22 protein-coding genes are annotated in these 24,202 nt (G+C 73.2%); 18 read left to right on the top strand and 4 right to left on the bottom strand.

Features of this window, described 5'->3' with window-relative positions; genetic code table 11:
* Window positions 1-55 precede the first annotated feature (55 nt).
* Entirely contained in the window at window positions 56-1,366 is a 1,311-nt protein-coding gene (locus GFH29_RS19860) for a UDP-N-acetylmuramoyl-tripeptide--D-alanyl-D-alanine ligase (RefSeq protein WP_153325451.1), read from the top strand.
* Window positions 1,367-1,656: 290 nt separating this feature from the next.
* Here the strand turns inward: GFH29_RS19860 and GFH29_RS19855 are convergent, their stop codons facing one another.
* Window positions 1,657-3,687, bottom strand: coding sequence for an NADPH-dependent 2,4-dienoyl-CoA reductase (locus GFH29_RS19855; RefSeq protein WP_153325450.1), 2,031 nt, complete (start codon window positions 3,685-3,687; stop codon window positions 1,657-1,659).
* Window positions 3,684-4,214 (bottom strand): PadR family transcriptional regulator, encoded by a 531-nt coding sequence (locus tag GFH29_RS19850; RefSeq protein WP_153325449.1) that lies wholly within the window; start codon window positions 4,212-4,214, stop codon window positions 3,684-3,686. Before GFH29_RS19850 ends, GFH29_RS19855 begins: the two co-directional genes overlap by 4 nt.
* Window positions 4,215-4,337: 123 nt before the next feature.
* On the opposite strand from GFH29_RS19850, the gene GFH29_RS19845 reads away from it, so the two are divergent.
* The 10 genes from GFH29_RS19845 (at window position 4,338) to GFH29_RS19800 (ending at window position 13,703) form a co-directional block, all read left to right on the top strand.
* The gene (locus GFH29_RS19845; protein ID WP_153325448.1) at window positions 4,338-5,219 is read left to right on the top strand and encodes an ABC transporter substrate-binding protein; all 882 of its coding nucleotides are present in this window, start codon (window positions 4,338-4,340) and stop codon (window positions 5,217-5,219) included.
* Window positions 5,220-5,266: 47 nt separating this feature from the next.
* Window positions 5,267-6,118: an amino acid ABC transporter permease gene (locus tag GFH29_RS19840; protein WP_153325447.1), complete on the top strand. Its 852-nt coding sequence runs from the start codon at window positions 5,267-5,269 to the stop codon at window positions 6,116-6,118.
* Window positions 6,119-6,126: 8 nt separating this feature from the next.
* Window positions 6,127-6,867, top strand: a complete 741-nt coding sequence (locus tag GFH29_RS19835; RefSeq protein ID WP_194289567.1) for an amino acid ABC transporter ATP-binding protein — start codon at window positions 6,127-6,129, stop codon at window positions 6,865-6,867.
* A 165-nt stretch (window positions 6,868-7,032) separates the two neighbouring features.
* Window positions 7,033-8,190, top strand: a complete 1,158-nt coding sequence (locus tag GFH29_RS19830) for a CaiB/BaiF CoA transferase family protein (protein ID WP_153325445.1) — start codon at window positions 7,033-7,035, stop codon at window positions 8,188-8,190.
* A gap of 52 nt (window positions 8,191-8,242) precedes the next feature.
* The gene (locus GFH29_RS19825) at window positions 8,243-8,986 is read left to right on the top strand and encodes a glutamine amidotransferase (protein WP_153325444.1); all 744 of its coding nucleotides are present in this window, start codon (window positions 8,243-8,245) and stop codon (window positions 8,984-8,986) included.
* Window positions 8,987-9,068: 82 nt separating this feature from the next.
* Window positions 9,069-9,500 (top strand): pyridoxamine 5'-phosphate oxidase family protein, encoded by a 432-nt coding sequence (locus tag GFH29_RS19820; protein ID WP_228387642.1) that lies wholly within the window; start codon window positions 9,069-9,071, stop codon window positions 9,498-9,500.
* Between the two features lie 32 nt (window positions 9,501-9,532).
* Window positions 9,533-11,002: a flavin-containing monooxygenase gene (locus GFH29_RS19815; RefSeq protein WP_228387641.1), complete on the top strand. Its 1,470-nt coding sequence runs from the start codon at window positions 9,533-9,535 to the stop codon at window positions 11,000-11,002.
* 41 nt (window positions 11,003-11,043) lie between these two features.
* Window positions 11,044-11,235, top strand: coding sequence for a CsbD family protein (locus tag GFH29_RS19810; protein ID WP_153325443.1), 192 nt, complete (start codon window positions 11,044-11,046; stop codon window positions 11,233-11,235).
* Between the two features lie 294 nt (window positions 11,236-11,529).
* Complete coding sequence (locus GFH29_RS19805; RefSeq protein ID WP_153325442.1) at window positions 11,530-12,993, top strand: DEAD/DEAH box helicase; 1,464 nt, start codon at window positions 11,530-11,532, stop codon at window positions 12,991-12,993.
* 11 nt (window positions 12,994-13,004) lie between these two features.
* Entirely contained in the window at window positions 13,005-13,703 is a 699-nt protein-coding gene (locus GFH29_RS19800) for a type II CAAX endopeptidase family protein (protein WP_153325441.1), read from the top strand.
* A gap of 6 nt (window positions 13,704-13,709) precedes the next feature.
* Here the strand turns inward: GFH29_RS19800 and GFH29_RS19795 are convergent, their stop codons facing one another.
* Both GFH29_RS19795 and GFH29_RS19790 read right to left on the bottom strand, forming a co-directional pair.
* A complete protein-coding gene (locus GFH29_RS19795; RefSeq protein WP_153325440.1) occupies window positions 13,710-14,600 on the bottom strand; it encodes an NAD(P)H-binding protein in 891 nt (296 codons plus the stop codon).
* 39 nt (window positions 14,601-14,639) lie between these two features.
* Complete coding sequence (locus GFH29_RS19790; RefSeq protein ID WP_153325439.1) at window positions 14,640-15,419, bottom strand: MerR family transcriptional regulator; 780 nt, start codon at window positions 15,417-15,419, stop codon at window positions 14,640-14,642.
* Between the two features lie 178 nt (window positions 15,420-15,597).
* Between GFH29_RS19790 and GFH29_RS19785 the strand changes: the two genes are divergently transcribed.
* The 7 genes from GFH29_RS19785 to GFH29_RS19755 all read left to right on the top strand — a co-directional run bounded on the left by GFH29_RS19785 (window position 15,598) and on the right by GFH29_RS19755 (window position 24,188).
* On the top strand, window positions 15,598-16,809 hold the full coding sequence (locus tag GFH29_RS19785; protein ID WP_153325438.1) for an acetyl-CoA C-acetyltransferase: 1,212 nt from the start codon (window positions 15,598-15,600) through the stop codon (window positions 16,807-16,809).
* A 33-nt stretch (window positions 16,810-16,842) separates the two neighbouring features.
* Window positions 16,843-19,050: a 3-hydroxyacyl-CoA dehydrogenase NAD-binding domain-containing protein gene (locus tag GFH29_RS19780; protein ID WP_153325437.1), complete on the top strand. Its 2,208-nt coding sequence runs from the start codon at window positions 16,843-16,845 to the stop codon at window positions 19,048-19,050.
* Window positions 19,051-19,186: 136 nt separating this feature from the next.
* A complete protein-coding gene (locus GFH29_RS19775) occupies window positions 19,187-19,876 on the top strand; it encodes a histidine phosphatase family protein (protein ID WP_153325436.1) in 690 nt (229 codons plus the stop codon).
* A gap of 175 nt (window positions 19,877-20,051) precedes the next feature.
* Entirely contained in the window at window positions 20,052-20,639 is a 588-nt protein-coding gene (locus tag GFH29_RS19770; protein ID WP_153325435.1) for a PadR family transcriptional regulator, read from the top strand.
* On the top strand, window positions 20,636-20,791 hold the full coding sequence (locus tag GFH29_RS19765) for a hypothetical protein (protein ID WP_153325434.1): 156 nt from the start codon (window positions 20,636-20,638) through the stop codon (window positions 20,789-20,791). The genes GFH29_RS19770 and GFH29_RS19765 overlap by 4 nt, the downstream gene beginning before the upstream one ends.
* Window positions 20,788-21,507 (top strand): ABC transporter ATP-binding protein, encoded by a 720-nt coding sequence (locus GFH29_RS19760; RefSeq protein ID WP_153325433.1) that lies wholly within the window; start codon window positions 20,788-20,790, stop codon window positions 21,505-21,507. The genes GFH29_RS19765 and GFH29_RS19760 overlap by 4 nt, the downstream gene beginning before the upstream one ends.
* Window positions 21,504-24,188, top strand: a complete 2,685-nt coding sequence (locus GFH29_RS19755; protein ID WP_153325432.1) for an ABC transporter permease — start codon at window positions 21,504-21,506, stop codon at window positions 24,186-24,188. Before GFH29_RS19760 ends, GFH29_RS19755 begins: the two co-directional genes overlap by 4 nt.
* Window positions 24,189-24,202: the final 14 nt, after the last annotated feature.

Raw genomic sequence — 24,202 nt, 5'->3', positions numbered from 1 at the left:
GGTCCTGGCCGCCAGGACGAGGCGCGCGGGGGCGTGCGCACCCGAGGCTGGAGCCATGATCGCGATCTCCCTGGCCGACCTCGCCGCCGTCGTCGGCGGCACCGTGCACGGCGACCCCGCCACGGTGGTGGACGGCGCCGCTTACCTCGACTCCCGCCGTCCCGAGCCCGGCGGGCTGTTCGTGGCGATCGCCGGGGCGCACGCCGACGGGCACGCGTACGCCGCCAGCGCCCACGCCGTGCTCGGCAGCCGGCCCACCGCGGCGCCGACAGTGGTGGTGCGCGACCCGCAGGTGGCGCTGGCCCGGCTGGCGCGGCACGTGGTGGACCGGGTCGCGCCGACGACGTTCGCGATCACCGGCTCGCACGGCAAGACCACCACCAAGGAGCTGCTGGCCGCGGTGCTCGGCGGGGGCTGCGTGGCCACCGCGGGCAACCTCAACAACGAGCTCGGGGTGCCGCTGACCTGCCTGCGGCTGGGAGCGGGCACCCGGGAGCTGGTGCTGGAGATGGGGGCGCGCGGCCTGGGCCACCTGGCCTGGCTGTGCGACGTGGCGCCGCCGCAGGTCGCCGCGGTGCTCGCGGTCGGCTCGGCGCACGTGGGGGAGTTCGGCTCGCCGGCCCTGGTGGCGGCGGCGAAGGGGGAGCTGGTCGAGGCGCTGGCGCCGAGCGGCGTCGCGGTGCTGAACGCCGACGACCCGGCCGTGGCCGCGATGGCCGCGCGGACCACCGCCCGGGTGCTCACCTTCGGGGAGGCCGGGGACGTCTCCTGGCACTCTCTCGCGCTCGACCAGTGCGGCCGGGCGTCGTTCGTGCTCGCCCACGAGGGGCAGTCGGCGCCGGTGCGCCTCGCGCTCACCGGTCGTCACCAGGTCGCGAACGCCGCGGCGGCCGCCGCGATGGCACTGGCTGCCGGCCGGCCGCTCGAGGAGATCGCCGCCGCGCTCTCGGCGGCCCGCCCCGCAGCAGCCTCGCGCAGCACGCTGGGTGAGCGCGCCGACGGCCTGCTGGTCCTCGACGACTCCTACAACGCCAACCCCGAGTCGGTGCGCGCCGCACTGGCCACCCTGGTCGACCTGGGCCGCGAGCGTCCGGGCCGCACGGTGGCGGTGCTGGGCGAGATGCGCGAGCTGGGCGCGGCCTCGGCCGCCGCCCACGCCGCGGTCGGGGCGGTCGCGCGCGACGCCGGAGTCGACGTGCTCCTGGCGGTCGGCGAGGCGGCCTGGCCCACGGGCGGGGAGCCGGTGGCCGACCGCGACGCCGCCCTCGCCTGGCTGCGCGCCCACGTCGGCCCCGGCGACACGGTGCTGGTCAAGGGCTCCCGGGCCGTGGGCCTGGACGCCGTCGCGGCGGGGTTGCTGGGCTGACCTGCGTGACGTGGGGGGGGCGGTGGGGACGCCACGCCAATCCCACCAGTCACATCGCGTCGACGTTTGGTCCCCAACGACAACGATCCGGGCTGTTGGGGTGTCGTTTGTGACCAATCGTGGGCCTGGTAGCGACAAGCTCGACTCAACGGCCGGGCCGGTCGTCTGCTGACCCCGTGGACGCCACACCGACCCCACCAGTCACATCGCGTCGACGTTTGGTCCCCAACGACAACGATCCGGGTCGTTGGGGTGCCGTTCGTGACCAATCGTGGGCCGGGTGTGGACGGCTACAGCCCCGCCGCCACCCGGGTCCCCTGCTCGATCGCCCGCTTGGCGTCCAGCTCGGCGGCGACGTCGGCGCCGCCGATCAGGTACGCGTCGACGCCCGCGGCCACCAGCTCCTCGTGCAGCCCGCGCACCGACTCCTGGCCGGTGCACAGCACCACGTGGTCGACGGCGAGCACGTGCGCCTCGCCGTCGCGGGTGTAGTGCAGCCCCTCGTCGTCGATGCGGTCGTAGGTGACGCCGGTGACCCGCTCTACCCCGGACTGCTTGAGCACCGCGCGGTGCGCCCAGCCCGAGGTCTTGCCGAGCCCCGCGCCGATGGGCGTGGTCTTGCGCTGCAGCAGGGTGACCTCGCGCAGCGGCGAGCGCGGCTTGGCCTCGGTCAGCCCGCCGCGGTGCAGTGAGGGGTCGCCGACGCCCCAGTGCGCGCGCCAGTCGTCCTCGGTCTCGCGGGGGTCGTGGGTGAGCCAGTGGCTGACGTCGACGCCGATCCCGCCGGCACCCACTACCGCCACCCGGCGCCCGGGCACCACGCGCCCGGACAGCACCTCGGCGTACGTCACGACGCTCGGGTGGTCGACGCCCTCGAGGTCGGGCACCCGCGGCTCGACGCCGGTCGCCACCACCACCTCGTCGTACGCCGGGGCGCCGGTGTGGTCGCGGGCGGTGAGCTCGGCGAGGGTCGCGGTGACCCCGAGGCGCACCTCGACGCCGAGCACCTCCAGACGCCGGGTGAAGTAGCGCAGCGTCTCGGCGAACTCCTCCTTGCCGGGCACCGCCATCGCCAGGCGGAACTGCCCGCCCAGCTGCGAGGAGCGCTCGAAGAGGGTGACCGCCAGGCCGCGCTCGGCGGCGGAGACGGCGGCGGCGAGCCCGGCCGGGCCGGCCCCGACGACCGCCACTCGGGCCCGGCGACGGGTCGGCGCGAGCACCAGCGTCGTCTCCCGCGCGGCCCGCGGGTTGACCAGGCACGAGGCCAAGCGGTTCGCGAACACGTGGTCCAGGCAGGCCTGGTTGCAGGCGATGCAGGTGTTGATCTCGTCGGCGCGCCCGGCAGCCGCCTTCTCGACGAAGGCCGGGTCGGCCAGCAGCGGGCGGGCCATCGAGACCAGGTCGGCCTCTCCGGCGGCCAGGATCTCCTCGGCCAGCTCGGGGGTGTTGATCCGGTTCGAGGCGCACACCGGGATCCCGACCTCGGCACGCAGCCGGGCGGTGTGGGAGCGCCAGGCGCCCCGCGGGACCTGGGTGATGATCGTCGGCACCCGCGACTCGTGCCAGCCGATGCCGGTGTTGAGCACGGTGACGCCGGCCTCCTCGAGCAGGTGCGCGAGCTCGACGACCTCCTCCCAGCTCTGCCCGTCCTCGACGAGGTCGAGCAGCGAGATCCGGTAGACGATGGGCAGCTCGTCGCCGACCAGCTCGCGGGTGCGGCGCACGACCTCGACCGGGAAGCGCATCCGCTTGGCAGCGGTGCCGCCCCAGGCGTCGGTGCGATCGTTGGTGCGCGCCGCGAGGAACTGGTTGATCAGGTAGCCCTCGGAGCCCATGATCTCGACCGCGTCGTACCCCGCCTTGACCGCGAGCGCCGCGGTGCGCGCGAACGCGGTGGCGGTGCGGTCCACGCCCCGGGTGGAGAGCGCGCGGGGGCGGAACGGCGTGATCGGCGAGCGCTGCGCCGAGGCCGAGACGCTGAACGGGTGGTAGCCGTAGCGCCCCGCGTGCAGCACCTGCAGCGCGATCGCGCCGCCCGCGTCGTGGACCGCGCCGGTGACCTCGCGGTGGCGCATCGCCTGCAGCCGGGTGGTGAGCTCGGAGGCCAGCGGCTTGAGCCAGCCCCGCTTGTCGGGGGCGTAGCCGCCGGTGACGATCAGCCCGGCGCCGCCGCGGGCGCGCTCGGAGAGGTACGCAGCCAGCGCGGGCAGGTCGCGGACCCGGTCCTCCAGCCCGGTGTGCATCGAGCCCATCACCACCCGGTTGCGCAGGGTGAGCGGGCCGAGCGTGAGCGGCGCCAGCAGGTGCGGGTAGGGCGTCATCGGTGGGCCTCCAGGTAGTCGGTCAGCCACGCCACCCAGAACTCCTCCAGCCGGATCCCGCCACGCAGGACGAGGTGCTGGTCGAGCTCGAGGCCGCTGAGGGCGGACGGGTCGGGGTGGTCGCGGGCCTCGAGGAAGCGGTAGTGCTCCAGGCGCGCGAGGTGGTCGGCGAGGGCATCGCGCACCACCGCCAGGACGGCGGCGCGGTCGCCGAAGGAGGCGCCACGCATCTTCACGGCCAGGTCGCTGCGCGCGGGTTCGGTGACCGAGGGCTCGGCCAGCCAGGCGGCCAGCGCCGCGCGGCCGGCCGGGGAGACGGCGTACACCTTGGTCGTGGGGCGGTCGGTGTGGGCCACCTCGGTGGCGGTGAGCCAGTCCTGGCCCTCCATCCGCGCCAGCGTCCGATAGATCTGCTGGTGAGTGGCGCTCCAGAAGAAGCCCAGGGACCGCTCGAAGCGCCGGGTCAGGTCCGCACCGGAGGCGGGGCGCTCGCTCAGCGCGACGAGCAGGGCGTGGTCCAGGGCCATGAGGCCACCCTGAGGCCCTATGCAACTCGTTGCAAACCGCCGGTCCAGTGCGGTCGGGTGACCTGGGTCACTCGAGGGCGGACAGGGGCGGTCCCGAGGGTGTCGCGGCCTACGATTCGCCTCATGCGTCTGCGTCGTAGCTCCCTGGCCGTGCCCGCCGTCCTCAGCCTCGCCCTGCTCGGCGCGTGCGCGCCCGAGGACGACAAGGCCACCGACTCCCCGTCGGCCGACGCCGGTGCGACGGTCGAGCCGGCCGAGTGCGCCGAGGACGCGACGTTCGTCAAGGACGGGCAGCTGACCGTCGGCACCGACTCCCCGGCGTACGAGCCGTGGTTCGTCGACAACGACGCCACCAACGGCAAGGGCTTCGAGTCCGCGGTGGCCTACGAGGTCGCGGACCGACTCGGCTTCGCCGATGACGAGGTCGAGTGGGTGCGGGTGCCGTTCAACTCCTCCTACGCGCCGGGGGAGAAGAAGTTCGACTTCGACATCAACCAGATCTCGATCACCCCCGAGCGCGCCGGGGTCGTGGACTTCTCCGACGGCTACTACTCCGCCGCCCAGGCCGTCATCGCCCTCGAGGGCACCGACGGCGCGAAGGCCGCCAGCCTCGCCGACCTCCAGGACCTCAAGCTCGGCGCCCAGACCGGCACCACCTCGCTCACCGCGATCCGCGACGTGATCGAGCCCGGCGAGGAGCCGCTGGTCTTCGAGGACACCAACGCCGCCAAGCAGGCGCTGCTCAACGGCCAGGTCGACGCGATCATCGCCGACCTGCCCACCGCGTTCTACATCTCCGCCGTGGAGATCGAGGGCTCGAAGATCATCGGCCAGTTCCAGCCGGAGACCGGTGACCAGGAGGAGTTCGGCATGCTCTTCGAGAAGGGCAGCGACCTGGTCCCGTGCGTGGACGCCGCGCTCGCCGAGATGCGCGAGGACGGCACGCTCGAGCAGATCGAGACCGAGTGGCTCTCCGACGTCGTGGGCGTGCCCGAGCTCTCCTGACCGAGACACCCGTCCGGCGCCGCCGCACCCCGTGTTGACTGAACCCCATGACTGACACCTGGGCGCCGAGCGAGCGCGAGCTCGAGCGGCGCCGGGTGCGTCGCGCCCGCCGCCGCTCCTCGGTGCTGGTGGCCAGCGCTGCGACGATCGTGGTCTTCGCGCTGCTCGGCCTGGGGATCACCAGCACCCCTGGCTGGGACCGGGTCCGTGAGACGTTCTTCGACCCCGGCCACGCCCGGGACGTGCTGCCCGAGATCTGGGCGGTGTTCTGGAAGAACGTGCTGATCTTCCTGGCCGCCGAGCCGTTCATCCTGCTGCTCGGCCTGGGCATCGCGCTGGTCCGGGTCTCGCGCTCGGCGCTGCTGACCCCGCTGCGCATCGTCGCGGTGCTGTGGACCGACATCCTGCGCGGCGTGCCGACGGTGCTGCTGATCCTGCTGCTCGGGTTCGGCGTCCCGGCGCTGCGCCTGGAGGGCCTGCCGAACAGCGGCCTGTTCTGGGCAGCTGTCGCGCTGGTGCTGTCCTACTCCGCCTACGTCGCGGAGGTCTTCCGCGCGGGCATCGACTCGATCCACCCCTCCCAGCTCAACAGCGCCTCCGCGCTCGGGCTGAGCCGCGGCCAGGCGCTGCGCTTCGTGGTGGTGCCGCAGGCCGTACGCCGGGTGGTGCCGCCCCTGCTCAACGACTTCGTGTCGCTGCAGAAGGACACCGCGCTGGTCTCGCTGGTGGGCGCCTTCGACGCGGTGTACGCCGCGCGCGACTACACGGCGTACCACTTCAACTACACGGCGTACGTCGTGGTCGCGCTGTTCTTCGTGGTGATCACGGTGCCGCTGGCGCGGTTCACCGACTGGTTGCAGCGGCGCTGGGTCGAGAAGGAACGGGCTGGTGCCCTGTGACTGGACCTGTGAGTGAGCCGCTGCTCGAGGTCCGCGACCTGCGCAAGACCTACGGCGAGCGCCTGGTGCTCGACGGCGTCTCGCTGACCGTGAACCCCCACGACGTGGTCTGCCTGATCGGCTCCTCGGGCTCGGGCAAGTCCACGCTGCTGCGCTGCATCGACCTGCTCGAGGACATCGACGATGGCGTGATCCGCTTCGAGGGCCGCGAGATCTCCGACCCCCGCATCGACCCGCGCGAGGTGCGCCAGCGGATGGGGATGGTCTTCCAGGCCTACAACCTCTTCCCGCACCTCAGCGTCCTGGACAACTGCACCCTCGCCCCGCGCCGGGTGCACGGCGTCACGCGTGCCGCGGCCGAGGAGCGGGCCCGCGACCTGCTCGGCCGCTTCGGGCTCGCTGCCGAGGCCGACAAGCACCCCGACCGGCTCTCCGGCGGCCAGCAGCAGCGCGCCGCGCTGGTCCGCGCGCTGTGCACCGGCCCGAGCCTGCTGCTGCTCGACGAGATCACCGCGGCCCTCGACCCGCAGCTGGTCGGTGAGGTGCTGGCCATCGTCCGCGCCGAGGCCGCCGCCGGCACCACGATGGTGATTGCCACCCACGAGATGGCCTTCGCCCGCGACGTCGCCACCAGCGTCTGCTTCCTCGACGGCGGCCGCATCCTCGAGCAGGGCCCGCCCGAGCAGATCTTCAGCGCCCCCCGCGAGCCACGCACGCAGGAGTTCCTGCGGCGGGTGCTGCCGGCCTGAGGCGGGGCCCGCCCACCTGCTGTAACGCGGGGTTATCGTCGCTGCACACCTCGCATACGGCGTGTGCAGCGTCAATAACCCCGCGTTACAAGCGTCGGCGGGCCGCGATGAGATGCCCCGCCGAGACCCCTCCCACTGTGACAGTGGTTCTGTCATGATCGCGCCATGACGTACGAACTGGGGCAGGGCAGCGGACCGCTGCGCGGGGTGAAGGTCGTCGAGATCGCGGGGATCGGGCCCGGCCCGCACGCCTGCATGATCCTCGCCGACCTCGGCGCCGACGTGATCCGCGTCGAGCGCCCCGGCGGGCAGGCGCTGGCCGGGGGCGCGGGCAACCTGCTCAACCGCGGGCGTCCCAGCGTGGCGCTCAACCTCAAGGACCCCGAGGCCACCAAGACCGTCCTCGAGCTCATCGCCGACGCCGACGTGCTGGTCGAGGGCATGCGCCCCGGCGTGACCGAGCGGCTCGGCCTCGGCCCCGAGGACTGCCACGCGGTCAACCCGCGCCTGGTCTACGGCCGGATGACCGGCTGGGGCCAGGACGGCCCGCTGGCCCAGGCCGCCGGGCACGACATGAACTACATCGCGATCACCGGCACCCTCTACGGCCTCGGCCAGGACAAGACCCGCCCGCACTTCCCGACCAACCTGGTCGGCGACTTCGGCGGCGGCTCGACCTACCTCGTGATCGGCATCCTCGCCGCCCTGCTCGAGGCGCGGATCTCCGGGCGCGGCCAGGTCGTCGACGCTGCGATCGTCGACGGCACCGCCCACCTCAACGCGATGGGCGCGGCGTTCCTGGCGATGGGGACCTTCACCGAGGAGCGCGCGTCCAACCTGCTCGACGGCGGCATGCCGTTCTACGACATCTACGAGACCGCCGACGGCCGCCACATGTCGGTGGGTGCGCTGGAGCCGCAGTTCTTCGACGCGTTCGTGACGCTGCTCGGCATCAAGGACCGCGCGCCCGGGCAGTTCGAGCTCGAGCGCAGCGACGAGCTGCGCCGGCTGATCACCGAGGCCTTCGCCGCCCGCACGCAGGCGGAGTGGGTCGAGGTCTTCGAGGGCACCGACGCCTGCGTCGCCGGCATCATCCCGATCAGCGAGGCGGTCACGCACCCGCACATGGCCGCCCGCGAGGTGTTCGTCGAGAAGGACGGCTTCGTCCAGCCGCAGCCCGCGCCGCGCTTCTCGCGCACCCGCGCCACGATCGGCACGCCCCCCGCGGCCACCGTCGGCGAGCAGACCCGCGAGGCGCTCGCCGCCTGGGGGATCGCCGACGTGGACGGGCTGATCGAGCGCGGCGTCGCGGTGCAGGCCTGAAGGCCCGCCCGGCGGGGCACCGGGGCCCGATGGACACCGACGGAGCTGACAGGTGAGGCCGTTCCTGTTCCTCGGCACCCGGCCCGAGGACGACGCCGCCGATGCCGAGTACGCCGCGATCCTGCGCTGCACCGGCCTGGCCGAGCGCGACGTACGACGGGTGCGCCTGGACCGCGGCTCGCTCGCGGACGCCGTCGGCGACCTCGACCTCGAGGACTGGTCGGGGATCGTGCTCGGCGGCGGGCCGTACACCGTGAGCGACCCCCCGCAGCTCAAGGGACCCGACCAGCTGCGCGTCGAGATCGAGCTGCGCGAGCTCGCCGAGCGGGTGGTGGCGGCGGACACGCCGTTCCTCGGCGCCTGCTACGGCATCGGCACGCTCGGCGGCCTGCGCGGCGGACACGTCGACCGCGAGTACGGCGAGCCGATCGGCTCGGTGACCGTCCGGCTGACCGAGGCCGGGGCGGTCGACCCGTTGCTGTCCGCGATGCCGCCCGAGTTCGCGGCGTTCGTCGGGCACAAGGAGGCGGTGAGCCGGCTGCCCGAGGGCGGGGTGCTGCTGGCGTCGTCGGCCACCTGCCCGGTGCAGGCGTTCCGGCTCGGCACCCGGGTCTACGCCACCCAGTTCCACCCCGAGCTCGACGACGAGGGCCTGGTCGAGCGGATCCAGATCTACCGCGACCACGGCTACTTCGAGCCGCTCCAGGAGGCGGAGCTGATCGCTCACGCCCGCGCCGCGGTGGTGACCGAGCCGCCGCGGTTGCTGGCGCGGTTCGTGGAGCTGTTCGCGCGCTGATCCCGGGCCTGGGACCTCCGGCCCTGTCGGGTGTCGGTGCCGCGCCCTAGGTTGGTCGCAGGCACCACGAGGAGGAGACACCATGCCGGTCGATGACGAGATGGTCACGGTCCTGGACACCGAGGAGTGCTGGCGACTGCTGCGCTCCCACGAGCTCGCCCGCCTGGCCTTCCGCCTGGTCGACGAGGTCCACCTGGTCCCGGTCAACTACGCCGTCGACCACGACACCTTGCTGTTCCGCTCCGCCGAGGGCGAGAAGCTGCTCGGCGTCGTCATGCACGGCGAGGTCGTCCTCGAGATCGACGAGATCGAGGACGAGCGGGCGCGCAGCGTGATCGTGCGCGGCAGCGCCCGGGTGCTCGAGGAGGACGAGGAGCACCGCGCCGACAACATCGCGCTGCGGCCCTGGGTCGGCACCCTCAAATACAACGTCGTCGAGATCGTGCCGCGCGAGATCACCGGCCGATCCTTCGCGCTGAGCCGGCCCTGGACCCACTACCTGCCGGAGTCCTGAGCCTCAACCGGGCGCGCCCTACGCTGCGGGGCATGAGCGCCGCCCCCATGCCCGCCCCCGGGCCCACCCCCGAGCACGTCGACGTCCTGGTGATCGGGGCCGGCCTGTCCGGCCTCGGCGCGGCCGCCCAGCTGCGCGAGCACCACCCCGGGCGCAGCGTGGCGGTCCTGGAGGCGCGCCCGGTCAGCGGCGGGACCTGGGACCTGTTCCGCTATCCCGGGATCCGCTCGGACTCCGACATGTTCACCTTCGGCTACCGCTGGCGGCCCTGGGTGGGTGACACCGCGCTCGCGGACGGCGAGCTGATCCTCGACTACGTGCGCACCGTGGCGCGCGAGCGTGGCGTGGACCGGCTGGTGCGCTACGGCCACCGCGTCGTGAGCGCCGACTGGGACTCCGCGCGCGCCCACTGGCGCGTGCAGATCGACCGCGACGGCGAGCCGCTGACGATGACGGCCGGCTTCGTGCACTGCTGCTCGGGCTACTACGACTACGACCAGGGCCACTCCCCCGAGCTGCCCGGCATCGAGCGGTACGCCGGGGAGGTCGTGCACCCCCAGCACTGGCCCGAGGACCTCGACTACGCCGGCAAGCGGGTCGTGGTGATCGGCAGCGGGGCCACCGCGATCACGCTGGTCCCGGCGATGGCCGCGGACGCGGCGCACGTGACGATGCTTCAGCGCTCCCCGACGTACGTCCTGTCCCGTCCGGGTCGCGACCCGGTGGCCACGGCGCTGAGCCGGCTGCCCAGGCGTCTCGCCTTCCCGGTGGTGCGCTGGAAGAACATCCTGCAGGCGGTGGCCTTCTACCAGCTCGCGCGCCGGCGCCCCGAGGTCGTCAAGCGGGTGATCCGCTCGGGCGTCGCCGCCCAGCTGCCGGCCGAGGTCGACGTCGACACCCACTTCCGCCCCCGCTACGACCCGTGGGACCAGCGGCTGTGCTTCGTGCCGGACGGCGACCTGTTCCGGGCGATCCGGCGCGGGGACGCCTCGGTGGTGACCGACACGATCGACACCTTCACCGAGCACGGCATCCGGCTCACCTCGGGCGAGGAGCTCGTGGCCGACGTCGTGGTGACCGCGACCGGGCTGCGACTGCTGGCCTTCGGCGGCGTCGAGCTCAGCGTGGACGGCGTACCGGTCGACCTCGCGGGTGCGATGGCCTACAAGGCGCTGATGCTCAGCGGGGTGCCGAACTTCGTCTACACGATCGGCTACACCAACGCCTCCTGGACGCTCAAGGCCGACCTGGTCAGCGAGTACGTCGTGCGGCTGCTGGCCCACCTCGACCAGTGCGGCGCGCGCAGCGTCGTACCGGTGCGGGACCCGGAGGTGGGGGAGCGCCCGTTCATGGACTTCCAGTCCGGCTACGTCCTGCGCGCCCTGGACCGGCTGCCCCGACAGGGCGACCGGGCGCCGTGGATGCTCACCCAGAACTACCTCACCGACCTGCGCACGATCCGCCGCGACCGGATCGACGACGGGGTGCTCCGTTTCGCCTGAGCGGGTACTGGAGGCCTCCGCAACAGTTCGAGGAGGACCTGATGGGATTCACCGACAAGGCGAAGAACAAGGCCGAGGAGCTCGGCGGCAAGGGCAAGGAGAAGACCGGTGAGGCCACCGGCGACCGCGACCTCCAGGCCGAGGGCAAGGGCGACCAGGCGTCTGCCGGCGTGAAGCAGGCCGGCGAGCACGTCAAGGACGCCGCCAAGGACATCAAGGACGGCCTGAAGTAGCCGGTTCGGCCCGACTGGTGCGTCGGGTCGGCATCGCGCCGACCCGACGCGCCACTCGCGCCGACTCGCGCAACCATTGGCGCCGACTCGCCACGCCATTCGCGCCGACTCGCGGCACGCGTGTGACCCAGCAGTCGGCGCGGGGATGCAAGAGATGGGGGTCGGCCCCCGTACGCTGCGAACGCGGCCCGTCCTGTCTTGCCTCGGGCCTGCTGTTCGTCCCTGTGGCTCCGTCACCGGAGCCGGACGAGCCCCTTCTTCTGGCGAGACACCGCCACAGTGAGTGATACCCCTTTGTCTTCCTCTTCCTTCGCCGACCTCGGCGTGCCTTCTGACCTCGTCGCCCTGCTCACCGAGCGGGGCATCACGGTCCCCTCGCCGATCCAGGCGGCGACCCTCCCCGACTCGATGGCCGGGCGCGACGTGCTCGGCCGCGGCCGCACCGGCTCCGGCAAGACCTACGCGTTCCTGCTCCCGATGGTGACCCGGCTGCGTGCCGCCGGTCGCCGCTCGGCCGCCGGTCGCCCCCGCGCCCTGATCCTGGCCCCGACCCGCGAGCTGGTCGGCCAGATCAAGGAGGCGCTGGACCCGCTGGCCTCGGCCGCCGGGCTCACCACCCAGACCATCTTCGGCGGCGTCGGCCAGAACCCCCAGGTCGCCGGCCTGCGTCGCGGCGTGGACATCGTGCTGGCCTGCCCGGGCCGCCTCGAGGACCTGATCAGCCAGGGTCACTGCGACCTCGGCTCGATCGAGGTCACGATCCTCGACGAGGCCGACCACATGGCCGACCTCGGCTTCCTGCCGGCCGTGCGCCGGATCATGGACAAGACCCCGCGTGAGGGCCAGCGCCTGCTGTTCTCGGCGACCCTCGACAACGGCATCAACGTGCTGGTCAAGCGGTTCCTCAACCAGCCGGTCACCCACGAGGCCGACTCGGCCCAGTCGCCGGTGTCCACGATGGACCACCACGTGCTCCACCTCGCCCGCGAGCAGCGCGTCTCGGTCCTGGTGGACCTGGCCAGCGCGCCCGGCCGCACCGTGGTCTTCACCCGCACTAAGCACGGTGCCAAGGCGCTCACCCGTCAGCTGAACAAGTCCGGCGTCCCCACCGTCGAGCTGCACGGCAACCTCAGCCAGAACGCCCGCACCCGCAACATGGATGCCTTCCACGCCGGCAAGGCCAGCACCCTGGTCGCGACCGACATCGCCGCCCGCGGCATCCACGTCGACGACGTCGCGCTCGTGGTCCACGCCGACCCGCCGGCCGAGCACAAGGCCTACCTGCACCGCTCGGGCCGTACGGCGCGCGCCGGCGCGGCGGGCACCGTGATCACGCTGATGACCGACGACCAGGTCCGCGACGTGCGCGACCTGACCCGCGCGGCCGGCATCAAGCCGACGATCACCAAGATCGACGGCCCGAAGCACCCGATGCTGACCACGCTCGCCCCCGGCGAGCGCACGATCGTCATCGGCGGCCTCGAGCTCGAGGTCCCCGCCCAGGCGCCCGGTCGTCGCCCGTCGGGTGAGGGCCCCTCCGGCAACGGCGGCGGTCGCAACCGTCGTCGCAGCGGTGGCGCCAGCGGCCAGGGCGGCGGACGCTCCGGTGGCCAGGGCGGCGCCCGCTCGGGCAGCAAGCCCGCCGGCAGCAAGCCGGCTGCTCGCTCGGGTCGACCCGCCCGTGGCGGCAGCAGCGGTGCCGCCAGCGCCTCCGGCGGCAGCCACAGCGCGGCGAGCTTCTCCTCGGGTCGCCGCTAACCTCGAAACCCATGAGCCCGGTGCGCAGCTGGTTGCAGCGCTCCCTGTGGGAGGTCGTCCCGCGCGATCACCGCGAGACGCCCACCGCGCTGCGCCGCCGCCAGCTGGTGACGCTCGGGTTCGTGCTGATCGGCGCGGTCGTGCTCGGGCTGTCGCTGCGGATCGAGCCGGGTAATCCCTGGTTCTATCCCGCGACGTTCGGGCTCGCCGGCGTGTGGGCGCTCGGGGCGTTCTGCTCCGGGCCCCTGCACCTGGGCCGCATCGCCCGGCGTGGCGAGCTCGTCCGGCCCTGGGCGACACCCATCGCCCTCGGGGCCGGGCTGGCCGCACTCTTCGTGGTCGGCGGCCTGATCGTGCGCGAGCTGCCCTGGCTCTCGGGCCAGGTCAGCTCGGTGCTCGACTTCGCCGACCAGGGCTCGGTGCCGCTGCTGGTGGTGATCACCGCTGTCAACGGCGTCGCCGAGGAGCTGTTCTTCCGCGGCGCCGCGTACGCCGCGATCCCGCGGCACCCGGTCGCCTGGACGACGCTGGCCTACGGCGTCGCGACCCTCGCGACCGGCAACGTGATGCTGTCCTTCGCGGCCCTGCTGCTCGGCGTGGTCGTCGGGCTGGAGCGCCGCGCCTCGGGCGGCATCCTCGGGCCGATCCTCACCCACTGCACCTGGTCGCTGTCGATGCTGCTGGTGCTCCCGCTGGTCTTCGGCGCCTGAGCCGGCTCAGCCCTCCGCGAGCGCCTGGCGCACCGCCTCGGCGTACGTCAGCGGCTCCCCGGGCACGATCGCGCGGATCGCGGGGTCGGTGACCACGACCCGGTTGCCCATCGACTCGATGAGGTTGGCGGCGGTCGTGGTGTCGACGCCGGTGACCAGGGTGATCCACCACGACGAGAGCACCGGCGTGCCGACCGGTGCCTGCACGATCGGCAGTCGGCGCCCGTGCATCTCGCGCGCCGCCTCCTGCAGCATCTGCAGGTAGGTCAGCTGGTCGGCCCCGCCGATCTCGAGCACCCGTCCGACCGCGTCGTCGTTGTCGACCACGCCGGCCAGGTAGCGCACCACGTCGTCGATCGCGATCGGCTGGGTGAGCGTCGCCGCCCAGCGCGGCACGACCATCGCGGGCAGGTTCTTGACCAGGCGGCGGGTCATCTCCCAGGAGATGCCACCGGCCCCGACGACGATCGCGGCGCGCAGCACGGTGACCGGTACGCCGGCCTCGCCGAGCAGCAGCTCGACCTCGCGCCGTGAGCGCAGGTGCGGGGAGAGCGTCTCGTCCTCGGAGCCGAGCCCGCCCAGGTAGACCAGCTGGCGCACCCCGCTGGCGGCCGCGGCAGTCCCGAACCCGCGCGCCGCGGCGGCGTCCTTGCGCTCGAAGTCGTCGTCGTCGAGGGAGTGCACCAGGTAGATCGCCACGTCCACGCCCTCCAGGGCGTCGGCGAGCGAGCCCGGGTCGTGCACGTCGCCGAAGACCGGCTCCCCGGGGCCGTCGTAGGTGTCGGGGTGGCGGGTCATCGCCTTCACCCGGTGCCCACTGTCCACGAGCGCGGGCACCAGCCGGCGCCCGACGAAGCCGGTGGCGCCGGTGACGAGCACGGTGGGGGACGTGGTCATGGGGCCACCCTAGGAACGAGCGGCAAGCGGCGCTCCCGGCTAGGAGACCTCCCGGGCGACCTGCCCGTCGTGCGGTACGCCGTCCGCCGCCGGGTCGGCCCGCCGGGTGCGCTCGGCGATCCGCTCGCGCTTGAGGTCGTCCATGGCCGTCTCGTAGGCGGTCACCAGGCTGGCGATCGACAGCGGCTTGAGCCGCTCCACGACCTCCTGGATCTTCTCCGGGGAGGTGCCGGCCTCCTTGTAGACCGGCCACACCATGGTGCGGAACAGCTCGTTGAGCTCGCGGGCCAGCGCGCGCCCGTGCTCGGCGTACACGCCGGCGGCGGCGACCGCGGCCTCGGTCGGGAAGCCCAGGTCGAGCAGGCCGAGCCCCACGCTGAGCTGCGGCAGTGAGACCTCGTAGCGCCCGCGCCGGTTGCGCACCACGATGCCCAGCGCCGACAGCGTCGCGAGGTCGTCCTCGCCGAGCGTGCGTCCGGCGCGGCGTTCCAGCTCCGACAGTGTCATCTCGTCGGGCTGGTCGGCCTGCCAGGGCGCCAGCATCGTGCGGTGCAGCGCGATGTCCTCGGGGGTCGCGTCGGCCGGGATCGCCGCGACGTACTTCTCGATCGCGGCCAGGGTGAAGCCGTGGCCCTGCAGCTCCTGGACCAGCTCGAGGCGGGCCACGTGGTCGGTGCCGTAGTAGCCCGAGCGGCCGCGCCGCACGGGCGGGGGCACCAGGCCCTTGGAGGTGTAGAAGCGCACGTTGCGCACGCTCATGCCGATGCGTGTCGTGAGCTCCTCCAGGGTGAGGAGCTCGGAAGCCTCGCTCTGGGTCATGGCCGCCCTTCTCTCCTGCCGCGCCGGGCCTGTTCCCGAGATCACCCCGGGGTTCGTGGTCCAGGTCACACCCGAGCAGTTGCCCCGACGCTCTTGACCGTGACACTAATGGTGTCACAATCAAGGGACCAACCCGGGCCGAGGCCCGACCATCGACACATCTTTCGCAAGGACGGTCATGGCAGAAGCATTCGTGTACGACCACATTCGTACGCCGCGCGGCAAGGGCAAGGCGGCGGGCTCGCTGCACGAGGTCAAGCCGGTCGACCTCGTGGTCGGGCTGCTCGACGAGGTCAAGCAGCGCAACCCCTCCTTCGACCCGGCCCGCGTCGACGACGTCGTGCTCGGCGTCGTCTCGCCGCTCGGCGACCAGGGCGGCGACATCGCGAAGACCGCGGCGCTCGCCGCGGGCTACCCCGACACCGTCGCGGGCGTCCAGCTCAACCGCTTCTGCGCCTCCGGGCTCGAGGCGGTCAACCAGGCGGCGTCCCGCGTGCGCGGCGGGTTCGAGGACCTGATCCTCGCCGGCGGCGTGGAGTCGATGAGCCGCGTCCCGATGGGATCCGACGGCGGCGCCTGGGCCTCCGACCCGGCCACCGCGCTGAAGTCGGGCTTCGTCCCGCAGGGCATCGGCGCCGACCTGATCGCGACCCTCGGCGGCTGGAGCCGCGAGGACGTCGACGCCTACGCCGCGCAGTCCCACCACCGCGCCGCCAAGGCCTGGGCCAACGGCTACTTCGCCGACTCCGTCATCCCGGTCAAGGACATCAACGGCCTGACCGTGCTCGCCGCCGACGAGCTGATCCGCCCCGACACCAGCGTGGAGAGCCTCTCCGGGCTGCGCCCGAGCTTCGCCCAGATCGGCGCGGACGCCGGCTTCGACGACGTGGCGCTGGAGAAGTACCACTGGGTCGAGCGGATCAACCACGTCCACCACGCCGGCAACTCCTCCGGCATCGTCGACGGCGCGGCCCTGGTCGCGATCGGCTCCGAGGAGGTCGGCCAGCAGCTCGGCCTGACTCCGAAGGCCCGCATCATCGCCACCGCCGTGTCCGGCGCCGACCCCACGATCATGCTCACCGGCCCGGCCCCGGCGGCGCGCAAGGCGCTCGCCAAGGCCGGTCTCGAGGTCTCCGACATCGACCTGTTCGAGATCAACGAGGCGTTCGCCGCCGTCGCGATGCGGTTCATGAGCGACATGGGCATCACCGACGAGATCACCAACGTCAACGGCGGTGCGATCGCCATGGGCCACCCGCTCGGCGCGACCGGGGCGATGATCCTCGGCACCCTCGTCGACGAGCTGCGCCGCCGCGACCTGCGCCGTGGCCTCGCCACGCTCTGCGTGGGCGGCGGCATGGGCATCGCCACCATCGTCGAGATCGTCTGACCGGCCCGTCGAACCGAAGGAACCCATACAGCGATGAGCACCACCACCACTGAGTCGGCCGTCCGCTACGAGCGCGACGCCGACGGCATCGTCACCCTGACCCTCGACGACCCCACGGCGAGCGCCAACACCATGAACGAGCTGTACAAGTCGTCGATGGCCGAGGCCATCGACCGCCTGTACGCCGAGCTGGAGGCCGACCCCGAGTCGATCACCGGCGTCGTCGTGGCCAGCGCCAAGAAGACCTTCTTCGCCGGCGGCAACCTCAAGAGCATGGTCACCGCGACCAAGGACGACGCGCAGAACGTCTTCGACATGGCCGAGGGCATCAAGGCCGACCTGCGCCGCCTCGAGACCTTCCCGCGCCCGGTCGTCGCCGCCATCAACGGCGCGGCGCTCGGCGGCGGCTTCGAGATCTGCCTGGCCTGCAACCACCGCATCGCGGTCGACGACCCCAAGATCGCCCTCGGGCTGCCCGAGGCGACCCTCGGCCTGCTGCCCGGCGGCGGCGGCGTCACCCGCATCGTGCGCCTGCTCGGCCTGCAGTCCGGCCTGATGGAGGTGCTGCTCACCGGCGCCCAGTTCAAGCCGGCGGCGGCCAAGGAGAAGGGTCTGATCGACGAGCTGGTCGCCTCCCGCGAGGACCTGCTCCCCGCCGCGAAGGCGTGGATCGCGGGCAACCCCGAGGCCTCGCAGAACCCGTGGGACGCCAAGGGCTACAAGATGCCCGGCGGCACCCCGAAGTCCCCGGCGCTCGCCGGCTTCCTGCCGGCGTTCCCGGCGCTGCTGCGCAAGCAGACCAAGGGCGCCGTCTACCCCGCCACCCGCGCGATCCTGTCCGCGGCGGTCGAGGGGGCGCAGGTCGACTTCGACACCGCCTCGCGCATCGAGTCGCGCTACCTCACCAACCTGGTGATCAACCAGGGCGCCAAGAACATGATCCAGGCGTTCTTCTTCGACCTCCAGGCGATCAAGTCCGGCTCGCTGCGCCCGCAGGGCATCGAGCCCTGGAAGGCCACCAAGGTCGGCGTGCTCGGCGCCGGCATGATGGGCGCCGGCATCGCCTACGTCTGCGCCCGCGCCGGCATGCAGGTCGTGCTCAAGGACGTCTCGGCCGAGAACGCCGCCAAGGGCAAGGCCTACTCCGAGAAGATCAACGCGAAGGCCGTCGGTCGCGGCAAGCTCACCGAGGAGAAGAGCCAGGAGCTGCTCGACCGGATCCTGCCGACCGGGGACGCCTCCGACCTCGCCGGCTGCGACCTGGTGATCGAGGCGGTCTTCGAGGACCCGGAGCTCAAGGCGAAGGTGTTCGCCGAGGTCGCGCCGTACGTCAACGACGACGCGCTGCTGTGCTCCAACACCTCCACGCTGCCGATCAGCGAGCTCGCCACCGGGGTGGACCGCCCGGCGGACTTCATCGGCCTGCACTTCTTCTCGCCGGTCGACAAGATGCCGCTGGTGGAGATCATCCGCGGCAAGGAGACCTCCGACGTCGCGCTGGCCAAGGCCTACGACGTGGTGCAGCAGATCCGCAAGACCCCGATCGTGGTCAACGACAGCCGCGGCTTCTACACCTCGCGGGTCATCGGGTTCATGGTCAACGAGGGCATGGCGATGCTCGCCGAGGGCGTGCAGCCCTGGACCATCGAGCGGGCCACCACCCAGGCCGGCTACCCGGCCCCGGTGCTGCAGCTCTCCGACGAGCTCAACCTGGAGCTGATGTCGAAGATCGCCGCCGCGACCAAGGCCGCCGCCGAGCGCGACGGCTCGACGTACGACGCCCACCCGGGCACCGTCGTCGTGGACAAGATGATCGAGGCCGGCCGCCCCGGGCGCCTGCGCGGCAAGGGCTTCTATGACTACGACGAGTCCGGCAAGCGCGGCTCGATCTGGTCGGGTCTGGCCGAGCTGTTCCCGGTCGCCGAGGAGCAGCCCTCGATCCAGGACTGCAAGGACCGGATGCTGTTCGCGGAGGCGCTCGAGACCGCGAAGTGCTTCGAGGAGGGCGTGATCACCTCCGCCGCGGCCGCCAACATCGGCTCGATCATGGGCATCGGCTACCCGCCCATGACCGGCGGTGCGGCGCAGTTCATGACCGGCTACGAGGGCGCCGACGGCGAGATCGGCCTGGGCGCGTTCGTGGCCCGCGCCGACGAGCTGGCCGAGAAGTACGGCGACCGCTTCCGCCCCACGGCGTACCTGCGCGAGCTGGCGAGCAGCGGCGGGTCGTTCCCGGCCTGATCGCGGTCCGCACTCCCTGACCGGCGCCGGTCCCGCACCCGCGGGGCCGGCGCCGGTCGGCGTTGCGAGGGCGCGCGATCGCGTCGGAGCAGATGGCGCGGGTGGGGCCGGCGCGGATGCTCTAGCGTGCGGCCGCATGGGTCTCCTGCTGCTGGTGCGCCACGGCCAGGCCTCCTTCGGGGCCGACGACTACGACGTGCTGTCGCCCGCCGGCTGGGCGCAGGGGCGGGCGCTGGGTGCCGACCTGGCCGCGCGCGGGATCGCGCCCACCGCGCTGGTGCGCGGCGACATGCGCCGGCACCGCGAGACGCTCGAGGCGATGCTCGAGGGCGCCGCCGGGGCCCCGGGGTGGGACCCCGCGGGTGCCGAGGTGGATGCCGGGTGGGACGAGTTCGACCACCTCTCCGTGGTCGCCGCGGACCCCGGCGTACCGCACGGGGAGCTGGACCGCCGCGCCTTCCAGTCCGCCTTCGAGCGCGCCACCGCGCGCTGGTGCGCCGGCGCCCACGACGCGGAGTACGACGAGTCCTGGCCGGCGTTCCTCGGCCGGGTGCGCGGCTCGCTGGCGCGCGCGACCGAGCGCGCCGGGAGCGGGGCGGTCGTGGTCGTGGTGACCTCCGGCGGCCCGGTCGCCGCCGCCGCGGCGACGCTCGTGGGCGGCACGGGGGACGGGGACGCCGCCCTCGCCGCCCGCCTCTGGTCGCGCTTCAACACCGTGGTCGTCAACGCCGGCGTCACCCGCGTCGTCGTCGGCCCCACCGGCCCCCGCCTGCTGAGCTTCAACGAGCACCCCCACCTCGCCGGGGACCTGCTTACCTACCGTTGAGTCGAGACTTCTGACGGTCGAGTCGAGACTTCGTGCGGCCGGTCCGGTCCAAACCCTCGACTCGACGGTCGAACTCTCGACTCAACGGTCCAAACCCTCGATTCAACCGAATCTCTATACGCGGTATGCATATCCGGTATACGGTCGCGGCAACCGAGACAGAAGGTGGTCCGCGATGTCGGTCAAGAACGCCCTGCTGGCGCTGCTTGAGCAGGGGCCGATGTACGGCTACCAGCTCCGCGCCGAGTTCGAACGGCGCACCGGGGCGACCTGGCCGCTCAATGTGGGGCAGGTGTACACGACCCTGACCCGGCTCGAGCGCGACGGCCTGGTGGTCGCCGCCGGCGCGGACGAGGGCGGTCACGTCCACTACGCGCTGACCGAGCCCGGGCGCGAGGAGGCCCGCAGCTGGTTCACGACCCCGGTCAGCCGCAGCCAGCCCCCGCGCGATGAGCTTGCGATCAAGCTGGCGCTGGCCGTGACCGTCCCCGGCGTTGACGTCGCCGCGGTGATCCAGCAACAGCGGGTCGCCACGATGGGCGCGCTGCAGGACTACACCCGGCTCAAGCGCACGGCACCGCAGCAGGACACCGGCGACCTGGCCTGGAGCCTGGTCCTGGACTCGCTGGTCTTCGCTGCCGAGGCCGAGATCCGGTGGCTGGACCACACCGAGGCCCGGGTGCGCCGCGCCGCGCTCGACCGCCCGGCCGGTACGCCGCAGCCGGCGCCTGCGTCGCGGCCCGCCAAGCAGGTGCGGCGATGAGCGAGCGACTGGGCTCGGAGGCCGTGATCGCGATGCGTCGCGCCGAGCGCCACTGGCTGGAGCAGGCGCGCGACCGGTTGCGCGAGCCCGCCCAAGCGCCGGGCCGAGCCCCGGCCCCGGCCGGCGAGCGCGACGAGGAGTCCGGCCGATGAGCGTGCTGTCGCTGGAGGGGCTCACCCGCGTGCACGGCAGCGGAATCGCCGAGGTGCACGCGTTGCGCGGCATCAGTCTCGAGGTCGCTCCCGGCGAGTTGGTCGCGGTGATGGGTCCGTCCGGCTCGGGCAAGTCGACCCTGCTCACGCTGGCCGGCGGCCTGGACGAGCCGACCACCGGCACCGTCCGGGTCGAGGGCGTGGAGCTGGCCGGTCTCGGCCCCGCGGCGCGGGCCCGGCTGCGGCGCACCTCGATCGGCTACGTCTTCCAGGACTTCAACCTGATCCCGGCGCTGACCGCCGCCGAGAACGTCGCCCTGCCCCGCGAGCTGGAGGGCGTACGTCGCCGGCGCGCGCGGGCCGAGGCGCTCGAGGTGCTGGAGGAGGTCGGTATCGAGCACCTGGCCGACCGGTTCCCCGACGACATGTCCGGCGGCCAGCAGCAGCGGGTCGCGATCGCCCGCGCGTTGGTCGGCGAGCGGCGTCTGATGCTGGCCGACGAGCCGACCGGCGCCCTCGACAGCGAGGCGGGCGAGGAGATCCTGCGCCTGCTCCGCTCGCGCTGCGACGCGGGCGCCGCCGTGATGATGGTGACCCATGAGGCGCGGCACGCGGCCTGGGCGGACCGGGTGGTGTTCCTGCGCGACGGCGTGATCGTCGACGAGAGCGGCAATGCCTCGGTGGAGGGCCTGCTCGGCCCCAGGCACGCCCAGTGAGGCGCACACGGGCCCGCCGCCTCTCCGGCTGGGTGGGCGGCTGGCGGGTCGCGGTCCGGCTGGCCTGGCGGGAGTCCTGGCGCGCCAAGCGGCGTGCGGTCCTGATGGTCGTGATGATCATGCTGCCGGTCCTCGCGGTCACCGCGACCGCCGTCGTGCTCCGCACCGCCGACGTCTCCGTCCGGGAGGGGCTCGACCGCCGGCTGGGAGCCGCGGACGCCCAGATCGTGGTGGAGGACGGGGTCGTCGACGTCGAGCAGGGCGTCGACCCCGACAAGGCCTCCGGGTCATCGACCAGGCCCCGCCGGGACCGCCCCACCCTCGCGCAGGTGCGCGAGGCCCTGGGCCGCGACGTGCCGGCGCTGGAGACGAGGTACTCCGAGGTGCTCGTGGACACCCGGGACGGCGTCGTCAGCGCCGGCGCGAACGAACTCGACGCGACCGACCCGCTCGCGGCGGGACTCTTCGACCTGACCGACGGCCGCTTCGCACGCTCGATCGACGAGGTCGTGATCACCGAGCCGTTGGCCAAGCGCGGCTTAGCCGTCGGCGACGAGATCGGCCTGCTCGGCCCGGACGGCCCGGACGGTGTGGAGCGGCGCGCCCTGAGCGTGGTGGGGATCGCCCACGATCCCTCGAGTGGCACCTGGGAACGGCTCGTCGGCCTGCCCGGCTCCTTGGCGCCCGCCGCGAAGGACGCGGACGACCCGCCCCGGACCACCACCTGGCTGGTCGGCGGCGGACCGGTCACGTGGCAGGAGGTGCGGACGCTGAACGCCCTGGGCGCCTACGTGCTCTCCCGTGCGGTGGTCGAGGACCCGCCGGCCGAGGCGCTCGCCTTCGCGTCGTACGACGACGACGTGGTCCCGACGATCATCGCGCTGGTGGTGGTCATGATCCTGCTCGAGGTCGTGCTGCTGGCCGGGCCGGCGTTCGCGGTCGGGGCGCGGCGTCAGGCACGCACGATCGCCCTGGTCACGGCCGCCGGCGGGACGCCGGCGCAGGCGCGCCGGGTCGTCCTCGGCACCGCGGTCGTGGTCGGCGGGCTCTCTGCCGTCGTCGGGATCGTGGCCGGCCTGGGCCTCGCGGCTGTCACCGTGCCGCTGGTCCAGCGCTGGTCGGGGGAGCGGTTCGGCCCCTTCGACCTGCCGTGGCTGCTGCTGCTCCTCGTTGCCGGATTCGGTGTCGGCGCCGCACTGTTGGCAGCCGCAGCGCCAGCCTGGATCGCCTCCCGGCAGAACGTCGTCGCGGTGCTCGGCGGACGCCGGGGCGAGGGGCCGGCCTCCCTGCGGTTCCCGCTCCTCGGGTTGGTCCTGCTGGGCCTGGGCCTCGCCGGCGCCGCGACCGGCGGCTCATCCGGCGGAGAGGTCCGGATCGCCGGCGCCACGATCCTGGCCGTGGTCGGCATGGCGCTGCTCGTGCCGGTGGTGGTCACGGCCGTGGCGCGGCTGGGCCGCGCCCTCCCGCTCCCGCTGCGGTACGCCGTGCGCGACGCCGCCCGGCACCGCAGCCGCACGGTCCCGGCAGTCTCCGCCGTGGCGGCGACCGTCTGTGGGGTGGTGGCGCTCGGCATCGCCACGGCCAGCGACGAGGCGGAGAACGCCGCCACCTACACGGCCGCGCTGCGCCACGGTGCGGCAGCAGTCACGGTCACCGACCCCGGCACCGGGTACGCCGACCTCACCACGGACTGGGTGGCGGTGCGTGCCGCGGTCGAGCGGCAGCTCCCGGGTGTGGACCTGGACCGGATCGACGGGGTGCTGGACGAGACAGACACCGGACACCTCGAGGTGAAGGTCCAGACCTCCCACGGCAAGGGGACCCGGGAGTCCTGGGGCGCGAGCCTGGGGGCCGCCGACCTCGTCGACGACAGTCTCCCCGCGGCCCTGCCCGGCGTCTCCGTGGCCGACCGGGAGCGGGCCGACCGGGCCCTCGCGGCCGGCGGTGCGGTCGGCTTCAGTGCCACGGCGGTGCCCGGCGCGCACGGCACGGTGAGGGTCGAGCACACGCCGTACGGTCCGGGCCGCAGGCGCGAGCGTGGACGGGTGCAGGCGCCGGTCGCGGTGGTCCGGGTCGCACCTGACGCCGGGAAGATCCGCTCCGTCCTCTCCCCGAAGGTCGCCGAGGCGCTCGGCCTCGAGGTGGTGACCGTCGGCCTGACCGTTGCCGGGTCGGTGGACCGGGCGGCCCAGCGCGACATCGAGGAGGCCCTGGGCGCGATCGCGCCGTTCGCCCAGGTGGAGGTCGAGCGGGGTTATGAGCGGCCGATGGCGGCGACGCTGGTGCAGGTCGGGCTGGGCGTCCTCGGTGCGGTGCTGATGCTGGCCGGCACTCTCACTGCTACCTCGCTCGCGCTCTCCGACGCCCGGGGGGACCTGGCGACCCTGGCTGCGGTCGGCGCCGCGCCGCGGCTGCGGCGCGCGGTCGCGGCGTCGTACGCGCTGGTGGTCGGCCTGATCGGCTCGGTCCTGGGGGCGGCCGTCGGGTTTGTGCCGGGCTGGGCGGTGAGCTATCCACTCACCTACGCGGGGCGACCAGAGGGGTCCGACCTGCCGGACCACTTCCTCGACGTGCCCTGGCTGCTGATCGGGGCGATCGTCGTCGGGCTGCCGCTGCTGACCGCTGCCCTGGTCGCGGCCACGACGCGAGGTCGGTTGCCGATGGTCACGCGCATCGACTGAGAACAGAAAAAGTC

It is taken from the genome of Nocardioides sp. dk884 (genome assembly GCF_009557055.1).
GTDB lineage: Bacteria > Actinomycetota > Actinomycetes > Propionibacteriales > Nocardioidaceae > Nocardioides.
Note: the sequence above shows the minus strand (reverse complement) of the source record. Positions and strands in the feature narration are given on the sequence as shown.